We start from the raw sequence: 19,145 nt of genomic DNA, 5'->3' as shown, positions 1-19,145 counted from the left end.
CCATGTCCAACAGCCGCGCCGTCATCCTCTTCTGGCAACTGGCCATTCTCGCGGCCGTTCTCGTCATCTGGCAGTGGGGCTTCGACTGGAGCAAGGCGCTGCTGCCGAAGGCCTACGTGCCGAAGATCCTCGATCCTTATTTCGTCGCCAAGCCCACGCTGATCTGGCAGAGCTTTCTCCGGCTCGGCTGCTTTGCCGATGCCGGTGGATTCACCGCCTGCGTCACGGGCAACGACAACAATCTGTGGCTCGCCACGCTCGTCACCCTGAAGAACACCTGGTGGGGCTTTCTGTTCGGCTCGGCGAGCGGCATCGCGGCTGGCCTGATCCTCGGCCGTTCGGATTTCCTGGCCCGCGTGTTCGGGCCCTACATCGTGGCGCTCAATTCGATCCCGCGCATCGCGCTGGTGCCGCTCGTCATCCTGATCTTCGGCCTCGGCGATCTCTCCAAGATCGCCACGGCCTGGCTTGTTGTCTTCTTCGTGGTGTTCTTCAACACTTTCGAGGGAACGCGCGCGGTCGACCGCGACCAGATCGCCGCCGCCCGTCTGCTCGGCGCCAGCGAATTCACCGTGCTGCGCACGGTCGTGATCCCGTCCGCGCTCGCCTGGGTGTTCGCCTCGCTGCTGCCGGCCGTATCCTTTGCGCTGATCGGCGTCATCGTCGGTGAATTCATCGGCGCCGAGCGGGGGCTCGGCAAGCTCATCATCGAAGCCGAGGCACGCGCCAATGCCAGCGAGATGATGGTCGCCATCTTCGTCATGATGTTCGTCGGGATCCTGCTCGCGATCGCGGTGCGCTCGCTGCAATCCTACCTGCTGCGGTGGCAGCCGCAATTCGAGCCGTCGGCGTAGAGCATGATCCGGAAAAGTGTGCAGCGGTTTTCCGAAAAGATCATGCTCAAACAATAACCGAAAGCGCGATGACGATTCATCCTGATCTCATCGCGCTTTAACGGCCCGACGTCACCGGCTGAACCGCGCCACCAGCTCCACATGCGGCGTATGCCGGAACTGATCGACCGGCACCACCGCCTCCAGGCGATAGCCGCCATCAATCAGCAGCCGCGCGTCGCGGGCAAAGGTTGCGACGTTGCAGGAGACCGCGATCACGACGGGCACCTTGCTTGCGGCAAGCTTCAGCGCCTGCGCCTGCGCGCCCTGGTGCGGGGGATCGAACACCACGGCGTCGAAGTCGCGTAGCTCCTGCGGCACGAGCGGGCGGCGGAACAGGTCGCGCGGTTCGGCCTTGATCGGCTTCAAGCCCGGTGTGCGCGCGGCTTTCACGAGCGCGGCGATGGCAGCGGCGTCGCTGTCATAGGCGGTGACGCGCACCTTCTCGGCGAGCCTCAATGCAAATGGTCCGACGCCGCAGAAGAGGTCGGCAACGTGCTTGGCCTTGCCGATGCGCTCGGCGACCAGCGAAGCCAGTGTCTCTTCGCCTGCGACGGTTGCCTGCAGGAACGAGCCCGGCGGCAGCGTCACCTCAGCGCGGCCCATCCGCACGGTCGGCGGCAGGCGCTGCAGCACCAGCTCGCCATGCCGCGTCAACCGCGCCAGGCGGTGCTGCTCGGCGACGCGCGACAGCGCCGTGACGAGCGGCGTCGGCAGCGGCCCGGAGCCGCGCACGTCGACGTCGAGGCCGTTGGTGGTGGCGGTGACCTGAATGTCCAGCGGCTTGGTTACCGGCATCCGGGTCGTCAGCGGCTCGGCGAGCGCCCAGGCGGCATCGAGCGCGCCATCGAGCGCGGGATCGAGGATCGGGCAGCGATGAATCGGGATGACGTCGTGCGAACTCGTTGCGGAGAAGCCGACCTTGAGAACGTCATGCGTTCCGAACCGGCCGTGCAGCGTGACGCGCCTGCGCCCGGCGCCATGTGCATCGACCAGCGGCGCGACCTCGCAATCGACGCCGGCCTGCGCCAGCGTCTCCACCACGAGGCCGCGCTTCCAGGCGTGATACGGCGCTGCCGCCCAGTGCTGGATCGCGCAGCCGCCGCATACGCCGAAATGCGGACAGAACGGGTCGATGCGCTCGGGGCTTGCGACGTCCACCGCGAGCAGCTTGCGGCGGTCGGGATGGTTGCCCGCAACATGGTCGACCTCGACGGTCTCGCCGCCGAGCGCATAGGGCACGTAGATGGCGTCGCCAGCGTCGAGGCAGACGCCGTCGCCGCGATGGCCGACATGGTCGATCGTCAGGCGCTCAACCACGGCGCGCGCCCAGGAAGAATTCGACGTTGCCGTCGCCGCCCGTGATCGATGACGGAAACACCTCGATGTCGGTGCAGCCGAGCGAGGCCGCGAACGCCGCGATGTCGTCGCAGATCTCCCGGTGCACGGCGGCGTCGCGGATGATGCCCTTCTTGTTGTGCTTTCGGTCGGCCTCGAATTGCGGCTTGATCAGCGCCAGCAGGCTCATCGGCGCGGCAGCCAGCGACAGCGCCACGGGCAGCACGTTCTTGAGCGAGATGAAGCTGACGTCGATGACGACGACGTCGGGGCGCGCCGGCAGCCGCTTGCCGTCATAGGAGCGGATGTCGGTCTCCTCCATCGACACGATCTTGGGATGACCGCGCAGCGAGGGATGCAACTGGCTGGTGCCGACATCGATGGCGAACACCAGGCTGGCGCCGTTCGCCAGCAGCACCTCGGTAAAGCCGCCGGTGGAGGCGCCGACGTCGAGGCAGACATGATCCTCGATCTCGATCGGGTAGCGCTCCAGCGCGCCGGCGAGCTTGACGCCGCCACGCGAGACATAGGGATGCGCGGGCTCGGCCCGGATCACCGCGTCCTCGGCGATCGTCTCAGACGGTTTGGCGACCGGCTTGTCATCGGCGGTGACGAGGCCGGCTTCGATGGCCGCGCGCGCCCGGGCCCGGCTCTCGAACAGGCCGCGCTCGACCAGCAGAACATCCGCGCGCTTGCGGGGAGGGGACATCACGCTCTCATGGGCACGACTGTCGTGCTTATGTAGCGATCAATCGCGCAGCCGCCATCCGGACGCAAGCCTCGAACGCGGCCAGATCGTGCCAGATGTCGACGGGCATCGTGGCCGGTGTCACCAGCGGGCAGCCGTGCAGCTCCAGTGCATGGATCATCATGAGGTTGTCGGGGAGGCCAAAGTCCTCGACGGTGAGCCCCTGTGGATCGACCAGCCGCCCGTCCTCGGACCTGACGTCCATGGAACGACTGAGACGGTCGGCATAGACGGCGCCGTCGTTGGAGTAGGCGAGACAAAACTTGCCGCGGCCGGCCATGTAGCCGAGTTCGTAGACGGTGCCGGGATCGGCGCCGGCGCCGCGGAACGGGGTGAGGTTGGCGATGATGGCATCGGCCGCCTCCATCATCGCCTCGTTGCCGCAAAAGATCTGCCGCGAAGCATCGGGCACGGTGAGGTCGATGGCGTTGTCGAGGGGGTAGAGGCCGGTGAGCCCGTGAGCGGCGCAGATCGCGGCCTTCCGCCGGCCGACCTCGACCGCATCCGGCAGGAACACGTCGGGGCCTGCCAGATAGATTTTCATGGAGTGACCTGCTGAACGCCAAGCGCGGTGCAACACCTCTCCCTATGGGAGAGGTGGAGTTCGGCGTGTGCCGCGATAGATCAGGCCAGCTTGACCGTCTCGGCCTTCACGTCCTTGCCGAGTGCCTCGAACACCTTGGCGACGATGCCCTTGGCGTCGAGACCGGCGCGGCCGTACATCGCGGCGGGCGTGTCGTGATCCTGGAACACGTCGGGCAGCACCATGGTGCGGAACTTGACCATGCCGGTGTCGAGCACGCCCTGGTCGGTCAGGAACTGCGCGACATGGGAGCCGAAGCCGCCGACCGAGCCTTCCTCGATCGTGATCAGGATCTCGTGGTCGCGGGCGAGCTTGAGCACCAGCTCGGTGTCGAGCGGCTTCATGAAGCGCGCGTCCGCGATCGTGGTCGAAAGGCCGTGGGCGGCCAGCTCGTCAGCCGCCTTCTCGCATTCGGCCAGACGCGTGCCGAACGAGAGCAGGGCGATCTTGCTGCCCTGACGGATCATGCGGCCCTTGCCGATCTCGAGCGGAACGCCGACTTCGGGCATCTCGATGCCGCGGCCTTCGCCGCGCGGGTAGCGCAGCGAGCTCGGACGGTCGTCGATCGCGACCTGGGTCGCCACCATGTGCACGAGCTCGGCTTCGTCGGCCGCCGCCATGATCACCATGTTCGGCAGACAGCCGAGATAGGCATTGTCGAACGAGCCGGCATGCGTCGCGCCGTCGGCGCCGACGAGCCCGGCGCGGTCGATGGCGAAGCGGACGGGCAGGTTCTGGATCGCGACGTCATGCACGATCTGGTCATAGCCGCGCTGGAGGAAGGTCGAGTAGATCGCGCAGAACGGCTTGTAGCCTTCGCTGGCAAGACCGGCGGCGAAGGTCACCGCGTGCTGCTCGGCGATGCCGACGTCGAAGGTGCGGTCCGGAAACGCCTTGTTGAAGATGTCGACGCCGGTGCCGGATGGCATCGCCGCGGTGATGGCGACGATCTTGTCGTCCTTCTCAGCTTCCTTGACGAGGCTCTGGCCAAACACGTTCTGGTAGGCCGGCGCGTTCGGCTTGGCCTTGGCCTGGGTGCCGGTCGCGACGTCGAACTTGACGACGGCGTGGTACTTGTCGGCGGAGGCTTCCGCCGGACCGTAGCCCTTGCCCTTCTGCGTCACGACGTGGACCAGGATCGGGCCGGTCTCCATGTCGCGGACGTTCTTCAGCACGGGCAGGAGATGGTCGAGGTTATGGCCGTCGATCGGGCCGACATAGTAGAAGCCGAGCTCCTCGAACAGCGTGCCGCCGTCCATCATGAAGCCGCGGGAATATTCCTCGACGCGGTTGGCGCGGTTGGCGATGATCTTGGGCAGGCGCTTGTTGATCTGCTTGGCGGCATCGCGCAGCGTGCGATAGGTCTTGCCGGAGTAGAGTCGCGACAGATAGGCGCTCATGGCGCCGACCGGCGGCGCGATCGACATGTCGTTGTCGTTGAGGATGACGATCAGGCGCGAGTTCATCGCACCCGCATTGTTCATGGCCTCATAGGCCATGCCCGCCGACATCGCGCCGTCACCGATCACTGCGATAACGTTGTTCTTGCCGCCGGAGAGGTCGCGCGCGACGGCCATGCCGAGGCCGGCGGAGATCGAGGTCGAGGAATGCGCCGCGCCGAACGGATCGTAGTCGCTTTCGCTGCGCTTGGTGAAGCCGGACAGGCCGCCACCGGTGCGCAGCGTGCGGATGCGGTCGCGCCGGCCGGTGAGAATCTTGTGCGGATAGGCCTGGTGGCCGACGTCCCAGATCAGCCGGTCGCGCGGCGTATCGAAGACGTAGTGGATCGCGGTGGTGAGCTCGACGACGCCGAGACCCGCGCCGAAGTGACCGCCGGTCACCGAGACGGCATCGATGGTCTCCTGCCGCAGCTCGTCGGCAACCTGACGGACCTGCTCGATCTTGAGCTTGCGCAGGTCTTCCGGCGTTCGGATGGTGTCGAGAAGCGGCGTCTTACTGTATGCGTTCACGGCGATTTCCAATTTGTCAGCGCCGGAAGGTCATTCCGGCGCGCGATGGGTTTGCACAATATCGGCGCAGCGCGAGTCCTCAAACCGTCGGAGCCACCTGCATGGGGCAGGGCCCCGTCTTCAAGCTTAGGTGAGCTTAGGTGCGCTCCGGTTCAGTCTCTGTGATCCCTGTCACTTAGATCGGCTTCGTCCGTCCCAACCAATTTCATCAGCGATTTGAAGCGCTTGCCGTCGGGAATCGGTGCCCACGCAAGGCTTGCAAAAAGCCACACTCCGCGCAGCTTTACACCAAACCTTTGGCCAAAGCCAACCCGCCGGGCCGATTCCGGGTATGCAGGTGCAACTGGCGGGCCAGGGTGGTTAATCGTGGCGCCGGCGGAAGGGTTCCAGACTTGCCGAATTCCTCGCCGGGATTTTGGGCCAGAGGGAGGCCATTTTGGCCGGATTCGCGAGGCGAGAGGCCCTCGCGCGGGAAAATTCTCGATCCCGTCCCTGGCGAGCCGGCCTCGGAGCCTGAGATCGCCGTGCGATCATGAAAAAATTGCGACCGTGTGATGCCTGAAACGGGCGGCTCTGAAGCGCGGTCCTTACTGGACGTCGAGCGGCGCCGTGCCGGTGGCCTGGCCGCTGGCATCGGTGGTGATCTTGTCGACGCGTGCCTCGGCCTGGCGCAGCAGTTCCTCGCACCGGCGCTTCAGGGCTTCGCCGCGCTCGTAGATCGTCACGGACTCCTCGAGCGGCACCTTGCCGTCCTCGAGCCGCTTCACGATCGTCTCGAGTTCCTCGATCGCGCGCTCGAAGGTGAGCCTGGAGACGTCGACTTGGGTATTTTCGGCCATATCCGTTTCCGATTGCCCGATTCGCTTCATATGCAGAAGAAGCAGAGTTTTGCGGGCGTAATGTGGCGGGCGTTCAAGCGCCCATCAGGGCGCCGACATGCGCCGTAACAGATTCTTTCAGTCCTTGCAGATCGTAACCGCCCTCGAGCACAGAAACAACGCGCCCTCCGGCGCTCTTGTCGGCAAGGTCCATCAGCTTGCGCGTCACCCAGGCATAGTCTTCGGCGCGCAGGTTCAGCGAGGCCAGCGGGTCGCGATAATGCGCGTCGAAGCCGGCCGAGATGATCAGCAGCTCGGGACTGAATTTTTCGAGCTGCGGCAGGATCAGATTCTCGAACGCGGAGCGGAATTCCGGTCCGCCGTCCTCGGAGGCGAGCGGCGCGTTGACGATGGTGTCGTGGTCGCCGCGCTCGCTCTTCGCGCCGGTGCCCGGAAACAGCGGCATCTGGTGGGTCGAGCAGTACATCACGGTCGGGTCCGACCAGAAGATGTCCTGCGTGCCGTTGCCGTGATGCACGTCGAAATCGACGATGGCCGCACGCTTGATGCCGTACTTGCGCTGCGCGTGGCGCGCGGCGATCGCGACATTGTCGAAGAAGCAGAAGCCCATCGGCTTGCCGATCTCCGCATGATGCCCGGGCGGGCGCACCGCGACGAAGGCATTGCGATGCTCGCCCGCCATCACCGCTTCGGTCGCCGCGACCGCACCGCCGACGCCGCGCATCACTGCTTCCCAGGTGCCCGGCGACATCGAGGTGTCGCCGTCGATATAGACCTGGCCGCTGGTCGGCGCGATGTGGCGCAGCTCGGTGACGTAATGCTCGTTGTGGCAGAGCGTGACGAGGTCGAGATCGCCCTCCGGCGCCTGATCGCGCACCAGGAACTGGAAGCGCTCATGCGACAGCGCCTCCTCCACCGCGCGCAGGCGATCCGGCCTTTCCGGATGTCCCGGCGGCGTGACGTGGTCGAGGCAGGCCTTGTGGGAGAGGAGAAGCGTGCTCATCAGGTCGGCCTCATGGGATGCGGGCTCTCGACGTCGTTGGCGCATCCGGCGCCAAAACGCAATGCAAATTCCAATCTATGCGTTGGGACGGGAATGGCAAAGGGTTGGTCCCGTTCCGGTCCGTTTGCGCTGGATCAATTGACGCGAAGGATGCGGGTGGGCGGCAGCGGACCGATTGGTCCGTGCGCGCGAAAGAAGGCAAACAGCGCGTCCGCGTCGTAGCCGCCATATTGCTGCGCCGTGCCCTGCTTGGCGATCGTGAAGCCGTCGCCGCCGACGGCAAGGTAATCGTTGAGGGTGACGCGGTAGCCGCTCCCGGCTTCAATAGGCCTGCCGTTGAGCGTCATCTTTTCGGCGATGACGCGTTCGCCGTATGGCTTCGCCGCGTCCCAGGCATAGCTGAACCCGTGCGACACCTGGAGGATCCGCGGTCGCTTCGGATCGAGCCATTGCTGCTCCAGCATGTCCTTGAGCTGGCTTCCGGTGAGCGTCATGGTGACGAGACGGTTGCGGAACGGCTGGCTTGCGAAGACATCGCCGAAGGAGATCGCGCCGTTCTCCTTCGGAACGATGTCGGTGCGGATGCCGCCGGGATTGGTGAGCGCGATGACGGCGTTGCCATTTCCGGGGTCCCTGGTCGCGGCAAGCTGGGCGTCGGCGATGACGTCGCCGAGCGCGCTCTCGCCGGCCTCGTTCGGCACGCGCGACAGCGTCTGCGTCACCGATCCCGCCGGCCGGTTGGCGATCGGCGCTGAAAGCTTGTCGTAGGCCTCGATCAGCGCGGTCTGTTCGGCATCTCTGGCCAGCGAGGCATTGGCGACGATGACGTTCTCGCCCCTGGCGCTGACGATGTCGCGCGTTGCCGGATCGAGCTTGAGATCGATCGCGGTGACCAGCGTGCCGTATTTGTCGGCGCTGGTGACGAGCCGTCCGTCGATGTTGCACACATAGGCGCGATGGGTATGACCGCTGACGACGACGTCGACGGCGCGGTCGAACTTCTTCACGATCTCGACGATCGGGCCCGAAATCCCCGGGCATTCGTTGTAGTCGCCGGCGGGCTCGCCGCCTTCGTGGATCAGCACGACGATCGCTTCCACCCCGCGCGCCTTCAATTGCGGCACGAGCGCATTCACCGTCTCCGCCTCGTCGCGGAATTCGAGGCCGGCAATGCCGGTGGGCGACACGATGCCCGCGGTGCCCTTCAACGTCAGCCCGATGAAGCCGACGGGGATGCCATCGAACTCCCTGATCTCGTAGGGCGGCAGCACGCTCTTGCCGGTCGAGGTCTCGATGGTGGACGCCGCCAGATAGTGGAATTTGGCACCCAGGAAGGGATGCGGTCCCTGGCAGCCGTCGACCGGATGGCAGCCGCCGTTCTGCATGCGCAAGAGCTCGGTCTTGCCTTCGTCGAACTCGTGATTGCCGACCGAGCTGATCGCAAGCCCCATCATCGAGAGCGCTTCGACCGACGGCTCGTCGTGGAACATCGCCGACAGGAACGGGCTCGCCCCGATCAAATCGCCGGCGGCGACGAAGATCGTGTTCCTGTGCCCCTCGCGCAGCTGCTTCACCAGCGTCGCCATGTATTCGGCCCCGCCGGCCGCCACCATCACCTTCTTCGTCTTGTCCTCGGGATCGCCGATGCGGATACCGCCCGGCGGCGGCCGCAGATTGCCGTGGAAATCATTGATCGCAAGCATGCGCAGCTCGACCGGCGCGGCGGTCTGGGCCGAGGCGGGGAGAGCGAAGGTGAGGGCGGCTAGGATGAGGAAGGCATATCGCATGGAACAAGACTAGACGCACCACGCGAAAATTTCACGAAGTTCTCGCCGTCATTCCGGGGCGCGACGAAGTCGCGAGCCCGGAATCCATCGGGCGGCAGCGTTGGAGGATGAATGGATTCCGGGCTCGCGCTGCGCGCGCCCCGGAATTACGGGCTACCGCTTCTGTCTGTTCGCGAACGCATTGAACGCGGCGATCGCTTCGTCCGATTTCAACCGATCGCCGAACAGATGGCTTTCCTGGTCGATGCGGCGGGTGAGTTCCTCCGGCGGGGCACGCAGCAGCTTGCGCGAGGTCGCGACCGCCTCGGCCGGCAGGCGGCAGATCTCGCGCGCCACCTTGCGTGCCTCGATCTCGGTATGTCCGGGTGAGACCACGGTGTTGACGAAGCCGGCGGCGTGCGCCTCCTCGGCCGAGAAGGTGCGGCCCATCACCAGCATCGCGAAGGCGCGCTGATAGCCCATCGTGTTCGGCATCAGGAGGCTGGCCGCACCGACCGGCACGAGCCCGAGATGGATGTAGGGCGCCGAAAAGGTCGCCGCGGTCGAAGCCAGCACGTAGTCGCAGTGGAACAGCATCACGGTGCCCATGCCGATCGACGCGCCGTCGACGGCGGCGATGACCGGCTTGACGTTGAGGGCGAGCGAATAGAGAAACTTGGCGCCATTCGACAGCATCTCGGGACGCGAGGCGTCGGCCTTCAGGAAATCGTCGATGTCGTCGCCCGCGGTGAACACGCCGGAGCCGCCGGTGATGATCATGCAGCGGATGTCGGGATTGTTCTGCGCGGTGTCGATCGCGTGGCTCATCTCCCGATACATGTCCTGCGTGATCGCGTTCTTCTTGCTCGGGCGGCGCAGCGTGACCACGCGCGTTCCACGCTCCTCGCTGACGACGATATTGCCATTCGGCATGACAGCCCCCTGCGGTCGCGGCGACGCTTGCCGTTGGCCGGTACCGCAAGCGTCAGCCTACATCATCCTGCAGGCGTGCCAATGCGCTGGCTCAACGTTTTTCGGTGCCGATCCCGTGACTCAGACGGCACGACGCATGACCACATCGTGCGTCATGCGCTGTTGCGCGCTGCAACAATTGGCTACAATGTTTCAATTGAAAAACCGTGGGTTGTGGTGCACGATCACACTTGGTACCGTTTCCTTTGGCCGATTGCCCGACCGATGATTGCCGCAACGGGTGTTGACGAATCCTCGCTGCACTACCGGGGCTGGCGCGTCGTGCTGGCCTGCTTCCTGATGGCGTTCTTCATGTTCGGCTTTGGCCTCTACGGTCAGGGCGTCTACCTCGTCGAGCTCCAGCGCGCCCATGGCTGGTCGGGCACGCTGGTCTCCGCGGCCAGCACCTTCTCGTTTCTGCTGACCTCCGTCCTCGTCATCTTCACCGACGATCTGCTCACCCGCATCGGGCTGCGGTCGCTGATCCTGTGCGGCCTGTCAGCGCTCGGCGCTTCGACTGTGCTGCTGGCGCTGATGCAGACGCCTTGGCAGCTCTATCTCGCCTATGCGCTGATGTCGGTCGGCTGGACCGGCATGGGCACCGTGGTGATCGCGACCGTGTTGAACTCCTGGTTCGACCGGCGCCGCGGGCTCGCGCTCAGCCTCGCCTTCAACGGCGCGACCTGCGGCGGCATCATCCTCGTTCCGCTGCTGCTGTCGCTGACCGGCAGCATCGGCTTCCGGTCGGCCATGCTGGCGGCGACTGTGGCGATGATGGTGCTGGTGCTGCCGGTGGTCGTGACGTTCATCGGCTGGCCCGCCGGGCGGTCGCTGGCCTCAAGCGGACGTCCGTCCGGTGACGGCACGGCCGCGCCGGCGCATTCCCGCAAGGCGCTGCTCGCCAACGCGGCGTTCTGGACCATGGTGCTGCCGATCGCGGTTGCGCTGCTTGCGCAGATGGGATTCATCATCCACCAGGTGACGTTCCTCGAACCGCTGATCGGCCGTTCCGCCGCAGGGCTCGCCGTCACCATCATGGCGGCGATGGCGGTGGTCGGCCGGCTGTCGCTCGGCCTGTTCGTCGACCGGCTCGATCCGCGGCTCGCCTGCGCGGCGTCGATGACGAGCCAGGCGGCGGCGCTGTTCGTGCTCCTGCAGAGCACCAGCCCGATGGTGCTGCTGGCGTGCTGCGCCGTCTACGGCTTCTCGATCGGCAACATGATCACGTTCCCGCCCTTGATCATCCAGCGCGAGATCGGCAGCGCCGCGTTCGCAGCCGCGATGGGATTGGGCACGTCGATCAGCGGCATCGTCAGCGCCTTCGGTCCCGGCCTCGTCGGCCTGGTGCGAAGTCTTACCGGCAATTACACGACGGCGTTTGCGATGTGCGTGGTGCTGGATCTCGTGGCTGCGGGTGTCGTGCTGTGGCGGCCGGGGAGACGGGTGAAAGTCGTCGCCCCGTAGCCCGGATGGAGCGCAGCGTAATCCGGGAGCACTGTTTCCGCGGCGAGGCTTTCCCGGATTTCGCTACGCTCCATCCGGGCTACGATGTCGCGACGCTCCCAGCCTTACCCCAGCAGCACCGCGTCCGCCGCGGCAACCGACTCCGCGCTCTCCGTCACGGTGCGCTCGAGCGCGCCCGCCTGCACCGTGATGTTCTCGGCGAAGAACCGCGCGAGCGAGACATAGCGCGCGGCGTCCGTGGTGCCGACCGCCTTCGCGGCGAGCGCTTCGGAGGCCAGCATGCAGCCGCCGAGCGTCGCGCCAAACTGCTGGAGATACGGCGTCGCGCCCGCAAGCGCCTCGTTCGGTGCCGACGTCACGCGCTCCAGCAGCCATTTGCTGGTGCGCGTCAGCGCCTCCAGCGCCTCGCGCAATTTCGTGCCCGTGGTGCCGAAAGCGGGATCGTTGGAGGCTTCGACCTGCTTGACGGTTGCCGACAGCTCGTCGAGCAGCGCCCACACCGCAGCGCCGCCGTTCGCCGCAAGCTTGCGCGTCACCAGATCGATCGCCTGGATGCCGTTGGTGCCCTCGTAGATCGCCGTGATGCGCGCATCGCGATAATATTGCGCAGCGCCGGTCTCCTCGATGAAGCCCATGCCGCCATGGACCTGCACGCCGAGATAGGCAACCTCGTTGCCGACATCGGTGGAATAGGCTTTCGCCATCGGCGTCAGCAGCGCCGCGCGCGCGGCCGCGTCAGCCCGCACCTTGGAATCCTTGGCGCGTATGGAGACGTCGAGCGCAACCGCGGTCGCATAGCAGATGGTGCGTGCGGCAGCGGTTTGCGCCCGCATCCGCATCAGCATGCGCTTGACGTCGGGATGGACGAAGATCACGTCCGAGCCGTCGCCCTTGTTGCCGACGGCGCGGCCCTGCCTGCGCTCCTGTGCATAGGAGAGGGCCTGTTGATAGGCGCGGTCGGCGACGCCGACGCCTTCGAGGCCGACGCCGAGGCGGGCCTGGTTCATCATCGTGAACATGCAGCGCATGCCCTGGTTCTCTTCGCCGATCAGAAATCCGATCGCGCCGCCATGGTCGCCCATGGTCATGGTGCAGGTGGGGGAGGCGTGCATGCCGAGCTTGTGCTCGACGCCGCTCGCATGGATGTCATTGCGTGCGCCGAGCGAGCCGTCTTCGTTCACCATGAATTTCGGCACGAGGAACAGCGAGATTCCCTTGGTACCGGCCGGCGCATCAGGCAGGCGCGCCAGCACGAAATGCACGATGTTGTCGGTCATGTCGTGCTCGCCATAGGTGATGAAGATCTTCGTCCCCTTGATGCGATAGCTGCCGTCGGCCTGCTTTTCGGCGCGGGTGCGCAGCGCGCCGACGTCCGAGCCGGCCTGCGGCTCGGTGAGCTGCATCGTGCCGGTCCATTCGCCGGTGACGAGCTTTTCCAGATAGATTTTCTTCAGTTCGTCGCTGCCATGCGCCTCCAGCGCTTCCATCGCCGAGGCCGTCAGCAGCGGGCAAAGGCCGAAGGCGACGTTGGCGGCGCTCCAGATCTCGGTGCAGGCGGCGTTGATCGCGAGCGGCAGGCCCTGGCCGCCAAAATCTTCCGGCCCGGACACCGCATTCCAGCCGCCATCGGTCCAGCGCTTGTAGGCGTCCGGCCAGCCCGGCGCGGTGGTGACCTTGCCGTCGTCGAGCTTGATGCCGTGCTCGTCGCCGACCTTGTTGAGCGGCGCCAGCACGTCGGAAGCGAACTTGCCGGCTTCCTCCAGCACGGCGGCCGCGATATCGGCGTCGAAATCGCCGTAATGGCCGGCCTCCACCGCGGCTTTCAGGCCGGCGCCGTGGTTGAGCGACAGCAGCATGTCAGAGATCGGCGCGCGGTAGGTCATGGCTCACTCCCGTAAACAAATATTGGCGCCGTATTCCCATGAAACGGCGGAGGTCTCAACCGTCCGGGCGCCGGGACAGCCCCGGCCCGGAACGGGGCCTTCACCCGGTCCTATAATAGAGTGAGGTGCGGCCGGTCCCCGGGCTGTGGTATTTTGTCCCTCCAGCGGTTGAAATGCCGGGCCGCACCCTATAGACCGGCAGCGACCTGAGGGAATCCGCGGTAGCCGGTTCTTCCGCCATCCCGTCAGTCGCCTGTTGGGGCGTAGCCAAGCGGTAAGGCAGCGGATTTTGATTCCGCCATTCGGAGGTTCGATCCCTCCCGCCCCAGCCAGACGGCCCGCTCAGCCTGAAATACCTCACGAAACCGGCCTGGCTGGGGAGCTGCTGCACAGCTCTGCGACACACTGCTGCTGCACAGGGTGTGTTTCGAGATGGCTGTCCACATCTTTCGCCGGGAGGAACGCGGCACGAACCTCATCGACGGCCAGCCTTGGGTTCTGGCGCATAGGAAAACTTGTCGACCGTTGGCCTCGATGAGAGGCCGTAACCTGGCCAGTCGAAAGCGTGGACCTCGTAATCATCAGCCAGAGTCTTGGCAATGTCCTTCCAGGCATACAGGGTCTCCGGAAATCCATGCAGGAAGAGAACGGTCCCCTTCGCGTTCGAATTGCTCAGGACCATTCGTCTGAGCGTGATATCTTCGTCGATCTCGAAGAAGTCGATCGCGTCGTCGTTCACTGGATGTGACATGGTGCATATCCTTTCGACGTTGTTACCATCCTGCGTGTCTGGATTTACTTCTCGATTGCAGCTTGCGGCGTGTTCCGGAAGCTGATTGCCATGCGGTTGTAGGCGTTCATCAGGCCGACCGCGATCGTGAGGTCCACGAGCTCGCGCTCTTCGAATACGGTGCGGGCGGCCTGATATGCTTCATCCGGCACGTTGGTCTCCGCGACGCGCGTCACCGTCTCGGCCCATGCGAGCGCGCCGCGTTCGCGCGCGTCGAAAAGATTGCCGGCTTCCCGCCACGCCTGCACCAGCGCGAGCTTCTCAATCTTCACTCCCTTCTTGAGCAGGTCGCGTGTGTGCGTGTCGAGGCAGTAGGCGCAATTGTTGATCTGCGACACGCGTAGATAAACCAGGTCGACCAGTATCGCAGGGAGATTGCTCTGCATGACGTAGCCGTAGACGCCGCCCAGGGCTTTCACACCTGCCGGGGCGATCTGGTTGTAGTCGAGGCGCTTGCTCATTTCCGTGCTCCTTGATGACGATTGTTACTTCACCGGGGTGGTCACACCGCCAGCTGCTTTGCAGGCTTGCCGCGCATTGCGGCTGGCGGCGTGGAACGAATCTGGCCGCTCGCAGGATGCTGTTCGGCTCACTTGCGAACGACGGTCTTCAGCGAGTCGACGAAGACCCAGAAGGAGGCGGCGAACAGGCCGACATCCTTGAGGAGGAACTGGCCCGGCGCGACCGTGATTGCTGGCACCCCGAGTTCCGGCACCACGACACCCGGCGTCGAGAACATGAAGCTCAAGGTCGTGACGAAGAGTCCGGCCGAGAGAAAACCGCCGGCGACGGAGAAGACCGGGCTTGCCAATCTGAGGGCGATCAGCAGTCCGATGCTCAGTTCCAGGAAGCCGAGGAAAGTGGCGAAGCCGCGGACCGAAAACAGGGCGTAGAACCAGCTCAGCAGCGGGCTGTTCTGCACCAGTGGCACCAGCCCCTGGGCCTCGTAGTCGGTGAATTTCATCCCGCCGAACCAGGCGTAGATGATCGCGAGCGACACGTAGAGGCCGACCCGGCTGACCGGCTCTGCGTAAGTGAGCAGGCGTTCGGCGTGATCGTGCCACCGCACGCCGGTACCAGGTAGGAGGAACGGTTCGGGGGGCTGAGTGATGATGCGTGACATGGTCATCTCCCTTTCGTGGTCATGGTTTCAATTGGATATGCGGTTCGATGGGTCTCACGCATTCACGCGCGAGCGAGGTTGTAGCGGGAGGCCGGAATGGCGCTCGAGAGCCTGTTCGTCATGGCAAGGCGAGCGGTCTCGTGACGGTCCCATTCGGCCTTGTCCGGCAGCGACGGGATGGTCACGGTCTCACCGAGATCGAGACCCGCGAGCGCCGCATCGACCAGATCGTCGGCCGACATCACGGTTTGCGCCGGAAGCTGATGCACCGGCGTGCCGGCGACATCCCAGAACTCGGTGGCGGTGGCGCCAGGCAGCACGGCCTGCACGCGGATGCCCTTGCCGGCGAGCTCGTGAACGAGCGAGTGACTGAATGCGAGCACGAAGGCTTTCGAGCCGCCGTAGACGCCGTTCAGCACCTCCGGTGCGATCGCGACAACCGACGCAATGTTGATGATCGTGCCGTTGCCGCGGGCGACAAATCCAGGGACTGCGGCATAGGTTAGCCGCGTCAGCGCGGTAACGTTCAGGTTGATCATGTCTTCCATCTTCTCGACGTCGGAGGCGATCAGCGGAGCCGCTGCGCCGACACCCGCGTTGTTGACCAGCACCGAGATGCCGATATTGGTCTTGAGAATGTCCTCGACGCGCCGCAGGTCCGCCGGAGACGTGAGATCGGCTTCGACCGTCTCCACTTTCCGGCCCGTCTCGTTGGCGAGGCGGCGCGCCAGCGACGCGAGCCGCTGCCTGTTGCGGGCAACAAGAATGAGATCATGGCCGCGCCTGGCCAAACGATCGGCGTAGATCGCGCCGATGCCGGCTGATGCGCCGGTAATGAGGGCAGTGCCTTTGGTCTGGGTCATTTCCATCTCCGTTGGTCGGCCGGGTTCGTGGCCTCGCGGTGATGGATATGTCCTTCCGAAATTGATTGGTATCTGGCAAAATAGAGATGCATCCTTCCAAAAATGGAAAAATCCCATGGGCCGTTTCGAAAGCATGGTGATCGTGTTGGCAGTAGCGGAGACCGGTAGCCTGTCGGCTGCGGCCCGCCGCCAGAAAATCCCGCTGGCGACAGTGAGCCGAAAAATTTCCGAGCTCGAAGCGGACCTGCGCACCAAGCTGTTCAACCGGTCGACCCGCGCGCTTGCCCCGACGGAGGCAGGGCTCTCATACGCGGCCGCGGCCAAGCGCATTCTCGCCGATGTCGCCGAGGCCGAGCGCGCCGCATCCGGCGAATACGCAACGCCGCGCGGGGAATTGAGCATTACGACCCTTGTCGCGCTCGGCCGGTTGTGTCTGCAGCCAATTCTGGCGGAGTTCCTGGTGGCGTTCCCGGAGATCGACGTTCAACTCAATCTACAGGATCGAACCCTCAATCTCCTGGACGAGCACATCGACGTTGCGCTGCGCGTCGGCGATCTCGCCGACAGCAACTTGATCGCCGTGCGGGTCGGGGAAATTCACCGCCTGGCTTGCGCCAGCCCGGCCTATCTGAAATCCCGCGGCACGCCGAAAACGCCTGACGATCTCTGTGCGCACGACTGCATCAGCTATCCTCCAATGCAGTCGCCAACCGTGTGGCGATTCAAGCGGGAGCAGACCGACTACGAGGTGCCCGTGCGGTCCCGCTTCGTTGCGAGCAATCTGGAGGCGGCCTGCGATGCCGCGCGCGCGGGCATCGGAATCACCGTGACGTTCTCATATCTCGTCGCCGACTCGATCAAATCCAGAGAACTGATCCCGCTGCTCCAGGATTTTCAGCCGCCGCCGCAGCCTGTCAGCTTCGTGTATTCGCCCAATCGTTTCATGCCGGCCAAATTGCGCGCCTTTCTCGACTTCACGGTGCCACGCCTCAGGGCGCGCATCGCCAACCTGCCAAAAGGCGTAGCTCCGCCGAAACAGCCCGCGTGACCGTGTCGACGTCGACAATGTTATTCAGCGTCCGACTCGGATCAGAGCCGACCAACCCAGGTCCGCACTTCACCTGAGAGCAGCCATGTGCGCTGAGGCGCCAAAGGACCAATGGACGAGTGAAGAGACGGCCAAGCTGAGGCGGCCTGGAACTCGAAGACACTTTCCCGATTTTAACTTTCGTACCCAGATGGAGCCTTGGCATGTCAGATGGCCACTACAATGTGCTCTTTCTCTCAAATCGGAACTCGGCGCGTAGCATTTTTGCCGAAGCGGCGTTGAACCGCATTGGGCGCGAACGCTTCATGGGTTTTAGCGCGGGGTTGCGCCCGGCCAGCCAACTTGATGAGTTGGCAGTCGACGTTTTGACGGTCGCGGAATACCCCACGGAGGGACTGCATCCCAAGCATTGGAAAGAGTTCGCGAAAGCCGACGCCCCGCCTTTGGATTTTGTGTTCACGCTGTGCGATATCGAGGCCGGAGAGCCGCTGCCGCATTGGCCGGGCCGCCCCGTAACCGGCGATTGGCGTTATCCCGATCCCCTGAAGCTGGACGACAAGCGGGAGCGGCGTAGTGCGCTCGCCGCCACGCTCGGTGGTCTTGAACGGCAGATCCTGGCCTTCATGCAACTACCTCTTCGGTCACTCGATGAGATCAGCCTGCGCGAGCGATTGAAGGAACTTGGCTAAGGTGTCGGCATGTTTGCGCCAACGCCCGAACGCGACTTCGCTACAGGGAGTGCGGCCAGCGCATTGGGGCTACTTCTACAAAACGCCAACATGAGCACAACGAGTTCGCTGTCGCTCCGAAAGACGTCCAGCCATCGCGCGGTCCGCCGGATCATGTCCGCGACCGCGACCCACCCATAGCCACTCTCGGCAAGCTCAAATGGCCGCGTGCAGCAGGAACGCGTCGATAGAGACCGGGCATTGGCTGCCCGACGAGAATCCGGGCTTCGTCTCGCATCAGCTCCTTGCGTTCTTTGCCGACACGACGGGCCGGGCTCGCTGAAACGCGTCGGTTTCGCATCAAGCGTTCTGACCGCGCGCTTTCGGCGGCCTTGCGGATGAAGCCTCGCGCCTGCCGGCCGCTCTTCGCATGTAGGCGTGGGGGCTCGCCCCCATTTCCGTCCGGAACGCGAAGACGAAAGCGGAGGCGGATCCGTAGCCCAGTTGCATCGCGGTCTCCGTCACGCCCGTGCCCCGGCTCAACAGCTCGATGGCGCGCAGCAGCCGCACCCGGCGCCGCCATGATCGCAGGCTCGAGCCCATTTCCGCTTCGAACTGGCGCGTCAGCGTCCGCGTCGACATGCCGAGCGCCTTGGCCCAATCGTCCGAACTGCGGGAATCGGCGGGATCGACGTAGAGCGCTTCGCAGAGACGCAGCAGGCGTTCGCCGCGCGGCCACGGCAATCCCGCCGTCAGCGCGCGAGCCCTGCCGAGCTGATCGAGAATGAGCGTCGCGACGCGGCCGGGATAGCCGTCGGCGTCCCGGCGTCCTTCGATGGCTGCGGCCTCCACGATCAACTCCTTCAGCAGGGGAGAGACGGCGAGCACCGTCGGAGCCGACGGCAGATTCCTGCCGGCGTCGACGGCGATCCAGAGGCTGCGAAACGCGGCGCCGAGCAGTGAGCCGACCCGATGGCGAACGCCGCTCGGCAGCCACACGGCCTGCTCGGGCGAGATGACGAAGGAACGGTTCTCCGCGGTCACCATGAGCACGCCGTCGACGGCGTAGACCACCTGGTGCCAGTCGTGCGCGTGCTCCGGAAATTCGTGCCGCGCGGGGATCGACTGGGCACGCATGGTGATGGGGCGCGGGGGCAGGGCATCCGGCGGAGTCGATAGTGCGCTCCAGGTCAT

The 19,145-nt window shown here is 65.0% G+C and carries 17 protein-coding genes, 1 tRNA gene and 1 pseudogene; 5 read left to right on the top strand and 14 right to left on the bottom strand.

All coding sequences use genetic code 11. The features are described 5' to 3' along the window. The first annotated feature begins 2 nt into the window (after positions 1–2). A complete protein-coding gene (locus tag GPL20_RS13200) occupies positions 3–854 on the top strand; it encodes an ABC transporter permease (RefSeq protein ID WP_157329892.1) in 852 nt (283 codons plus the stop codon). A 111-nt stretch (positions 855–965) separates the two neighbouring features. On the opposite strand, the gene GPL20_RS13195 is transcribed toward GPL20_RS13200, so the two are convergent. The 8 genes from GPL20_RS13195 to GPL20_RS13160 all read right to left on the bottom strand — a co-directional run bounded on the left by GPL20_RS13195 (position 966) and on the right by GPL20_RS13160 (position 10,073). Continuing rightward, complete coding sequence (locus GPL20_RS13195; protein ID WP_254125446.1) at positions 966–2,213, bottom strand: class I SAM-dependent RNA methyltransferase; 1,248 nt, start codon at positions 2,211–2,213, stop codon at positions 966–968. Then, on the bottom strand, positions 2,206–2,940 hold the full coding sequence (locus GPL20_RS13190; RefSeq protein WP_157329891.1) for a TlyA family RNA methyltransferase: 735 nt from the start codon (positions 2,938–2,940) through the stop codon (positions 2,206–2,208). The genes GPL20_RS13195 and GPL20_RS13190 overlap by 8 nt, the downstream gene beginning before the upstream one ends. Positions 2,941–2,968: 28 nt before the next feature. Further along, positions 2,969–3,523 (bottom strand): nucleoside 2-deoxyribosyltransferase, encoded by a 555-nt coding sequence (locus GPL20_RS13185; RefSeq protein WP_157329890.1) that lies wholly within the window; start codon positions 3,521–3,523, stop codon positions 2,969–2,971. 80 nt (positions 3,524–3,603) lie between these two features. After that, a complete protein-coding gene (dxs, locus tag GPL20_RS13180; RefSeq protein WP_254125445.1) occupies positions 3,604–5,532 on the bottom strand; it encodes a 1-deoxy-D-xylulose-5-phosphate synthase in 1,929 nt (642 codons plus the stop codon). Between the two features lie 587 nt (positions 5,533–6,119). Next, on the bottom strand, positions 6,120–6,371 hold the full coding sequence (locus GPL20_RS13175; RefSeq protein ID WP_008132970.1) for an exodeoxyribonuclease VII small subunit: 252 nt from the start codon (positions 6,369–6,371) through the stop codon (positions 6,120–6,122). Positions 6,372–6,444: 73 nt separating this feature from the next. Beyond that, positions 6,445–7,374, bottom strand: a complete 930-nt coding sequence (locus GPL20_RS13170) for a histone deacetylase family protein (RefSeq protein ID WP_008551228.1) — start codon at positions 7,372–7,374, stop codon at positions 6,445–6,447. Positions 7,375–7,508: 134 nt separating this feature from the next. After that, entirely contained in the window at positions 7,509–9,161 is a 1,653-nt protein-coding gene (locus tag GPL20_RS13165; protein ID WP_157329888.1) for a bifunctional metallophosphatase/5'-nucleotidase, read from the bottom strand. A 153-nt stretch (positions 9,162–9,314) separates the two neighbouring features. Then, on the bottom strand, positions 9,315–10,073 hold the full coding sequence (locus GPL20_RS13160) for an enoyl-CoA hydratase-related protein (protein WP_157329887.1): 759 nt from the start codon (positions 10,071–10,073) through the stop codon (positions 9,315–9,317). Positions 10,074–10,337: 264 nt separating this feature from the next. Here GPL20_RS13160 and GPL20_RS13155 point away from each other — a divergent pair, with 264 nt between their 5' ends. After that, complete coding sequence (locus GPL20_RS13155) at positions 10,338–11,576, top strand: MFS transporter (RefSeq protein ID WP_157329886.1); 1,239 nt, start codon at positions 10,338–10,340, stop codon at positions 11,574–11,576. 104 nt (positions 11,577–11,680) lie between these two features. On the opposite strand, the gene GPL20_RS13150 is transcribed toward GPL20_RS13155, so the two are convergent. After that, a complete protein-coding gene (locus GPL20_RS13150) occupies positions 11,681–13,459 on the bottom strand; it encodes an acyl-CoA dehydrogenase family protein (protein ID WP_157329885.1) in 1,779 nt (592 codons plus the stop codon). Positions 13,460–13,716: 257 nt separating this feature from the next. Between GPL20_RS13150 and GPL20_RS13145 the strand changes: the two genes are divergently transcribed. Then, positions 13,717–13,791 (top strand) — tRNA-Gln (locus GPL20_RS13145). A gap of 155 nt (positions 13,792–13,946) precedes the next feature. On the opposite strand, the pseudogene GPL20_RS13140 reads toward GPL20_RS13145, so the two are convergent. The 4 genes and pseudogenes from GPL20_RS13140 to GPL20_RS13125 all read right to left on the bottom strand — a co-directional run. Then, positions 13,947–14,210, bottom strand: a pseudogene (locus tag GPL20_RS13140) (alpha/beta fold hydrolase); the annotation flags it as partial. Between the two features lie 44 nt (positions 14,211–14,254). Further along, entirely contained in the window at positions 14,255–14,710 is a 456-nt protein-coding gene (locus GPL20_RS13135) for a carboxymuconolactone decarboxylase family protein (RefSeq protein ID WP_157329884.1), read from the bottom strand. Between the two features lie 128 nt (positions 14,711–14,838). Beyond that, positions 14,839–15,372: a YkgB family protein gene (locus tag GPL20_RS13130; protein ID WP_157329883.1), complete on the bottom strand. Its 534-nt coding sequence runs from the start codon at positions 15,370–15,372 to the stop codon at positions 14,839–14,841. Positions 15,373–15,434: 62 nt separating this feature from the next. Then, on the bottom strand, positions 15,435–16,235 hold the full coding sequence (locus GPL20_RS13125; RefSeq protein WP_157329882.1) for an SDR family NAD(P)-dependent oxidoreductase: 801 nt from the start codon (positions 16,233–16,235) through the stop codon (positions 15,435–15,437). Here GPL20_RS13125 and GPL20_RS13120 point away from each other — a divergent pair. Together GPL20_RS13120 and GPL20_RS13115 are read left to right on the top strand one after the other, a co-directional pair. Continuing rightward, the gene (locus GPL20_RS13120) at positions 16,222–17,283 is read left to right on the top strand and encodes a LysR family transcriptional regulator (protein WP_309143220.1); all 1,062 of its coding nucleotides are present in this window, start codon (positions 16,222–16,224) and stop codon (positions 17,281–17,283) included. The genes GPL20_RS13125 and GPL20_RS13120 overlap by 14 nt on opposite strands. Before the next feature lie 203 nt (positions 17,284–17,486). Next, positions 17,487–17,972, top strand: coding sequence for an arsenate reductase/protein-tyrosine-phosphatase family protein (locus GPL20_RS13115; RefSeq protein WP_157329881.1), 486 nt, complete (start codon positions 17,487–17,489; stop codon positions 17,970–17,972). Between the two features lie 339 nt (positions 17,973–18,311). Here GPL20_RS13115 and GPL20_RS13110 read toward each other — a convergent pair whose 3' ends face one another. Continuing rightward, entirely contained in the window at positions 18,312–19,145 is an 834-nt protein-coding gene (locus tag GPL20_RS13110) for an AraC family transcriptional regulator (RefSeq protein WP_157329880.1), read from the bottom strand.

Origin of the sequence: Bradyrhizobium cajani (assembly GCF_009759665.1) — a bacterium.
Lineage (GTDB): Bacteria > Pseudomonadota > Alphaproteobacteria > Rhizobiales > Xanthobacteraceae > Bradyrhizobium > Bradyrhizobium cajani.
The sequence above is the reverse complement of the archived record's forward strand: the minus strand, read 5'-3'. Positions and strand labels throughout refer to the sequence as shown.

Excerpts from the sequence above, each read along its gene's own strand:
- GPL20_RS13185 (WP_157329890.1), bottom strand. The coding sequence starts at position 3,523 with ATGAAAATCTATCTGGCAGGCCCCGACGTGTTCCTGCCGGATGCGGTC.
- GPL20_RS13135 (WP_157329884.1), bottom strand. The coding sequence starts at position 14,710 with ATGAGCAAGCGCCTCGACTACAACCAGATCGCCCCGGCAGGTGTGAAA.
- GPL20_RS13175 (WP_008132970.1), bottom strand. The coding sequence starts at position 6,371 with ATGGCCGAAAATACCCAAGTCGACGTCTCCAGGCTCACCTTCGAGCGC.
- GPL20_RS13170 (WP_008551228.1), bottom strand. The coding sequence starts at position 7,374 with ATGAGCACGCTTCTCCTCTCCCACAAGGCCTGCCTCGACCACGTCACG.
- GPL20_RS13125 (WP_157329882.1), bottom strand. The coding sequence starts at position 16,235 with ATGACCCAGACCAAAGGCACTGCCCTCATTACCGGCGCATCAGCCGGC.
- GPL20_RS13190 (WP_157329891.1), bottom strand. The coding sequence starts at position 2,940 with ATGTCCCCTCCCCGCAAGCGCGCGGATGTTCTGCTGGTCGAGCGCGGC.
- GPL20_RS13200 (WP_157329892.1), top strand. The coding sequence starts at position 3 with ATGTCCAACAGCCGCGCCGTCATCCTCTTCTGGCAACTGGCCATTCTC.
- GPL20_RS13150 (WP_157329885.1), bottom strand. The coding sequence starts at position 13,459 with ATGACCTACCGCGCGCCGATCTCTGACATGCTGCTGTCGCTCAACCAC.
- GPL20_RS13165 (WP_157329888.1), bottom strand. The coding sequence starts at position 9,161 with ATGCGATATGCCTTCCTCATCCTAGCCGCCCTCACCTTCGCTCTCCCC.
- GPL20_RS13110 (WP_157329880.1), bottom strand. The coding sequence starts at position 19,145 with ATGACCTGGAGCGCACTATCGACTCCGCCGGATGCCCTGCCCCCGCGC.
- GPL20_RS13160 (WP_157329887.1), bottom strand. The coding sequence starts at position 10,073 with ATGCCGAATGGCAATATCGTCGTCAGCGAGGAGCGTGGAACGCGCGTG.
- GPL20_RS13130 (WP_157329883.1), bottom strand. The coding sequence starts at position 15,372 with ATGTCACGCATCATCACTCAGCCCCCCGAACCGTTCCTCCTACCTGGT.
- GPL20_RS13155 (WP_157329886.1), top strand. The coding sequence starts at position 10,338 with ATGATTGCCGCAACGGGTGTTGACGAATCCTCGCTGCACTACCGGGGC.
- GPL20_RS13115 (WP_157329881.1), top strand. The coding sequence starts at position 17,487 with ATGTCAGATGGCCACTACAATGTGCTCTTTCTCTCAAATCGGAACTCG.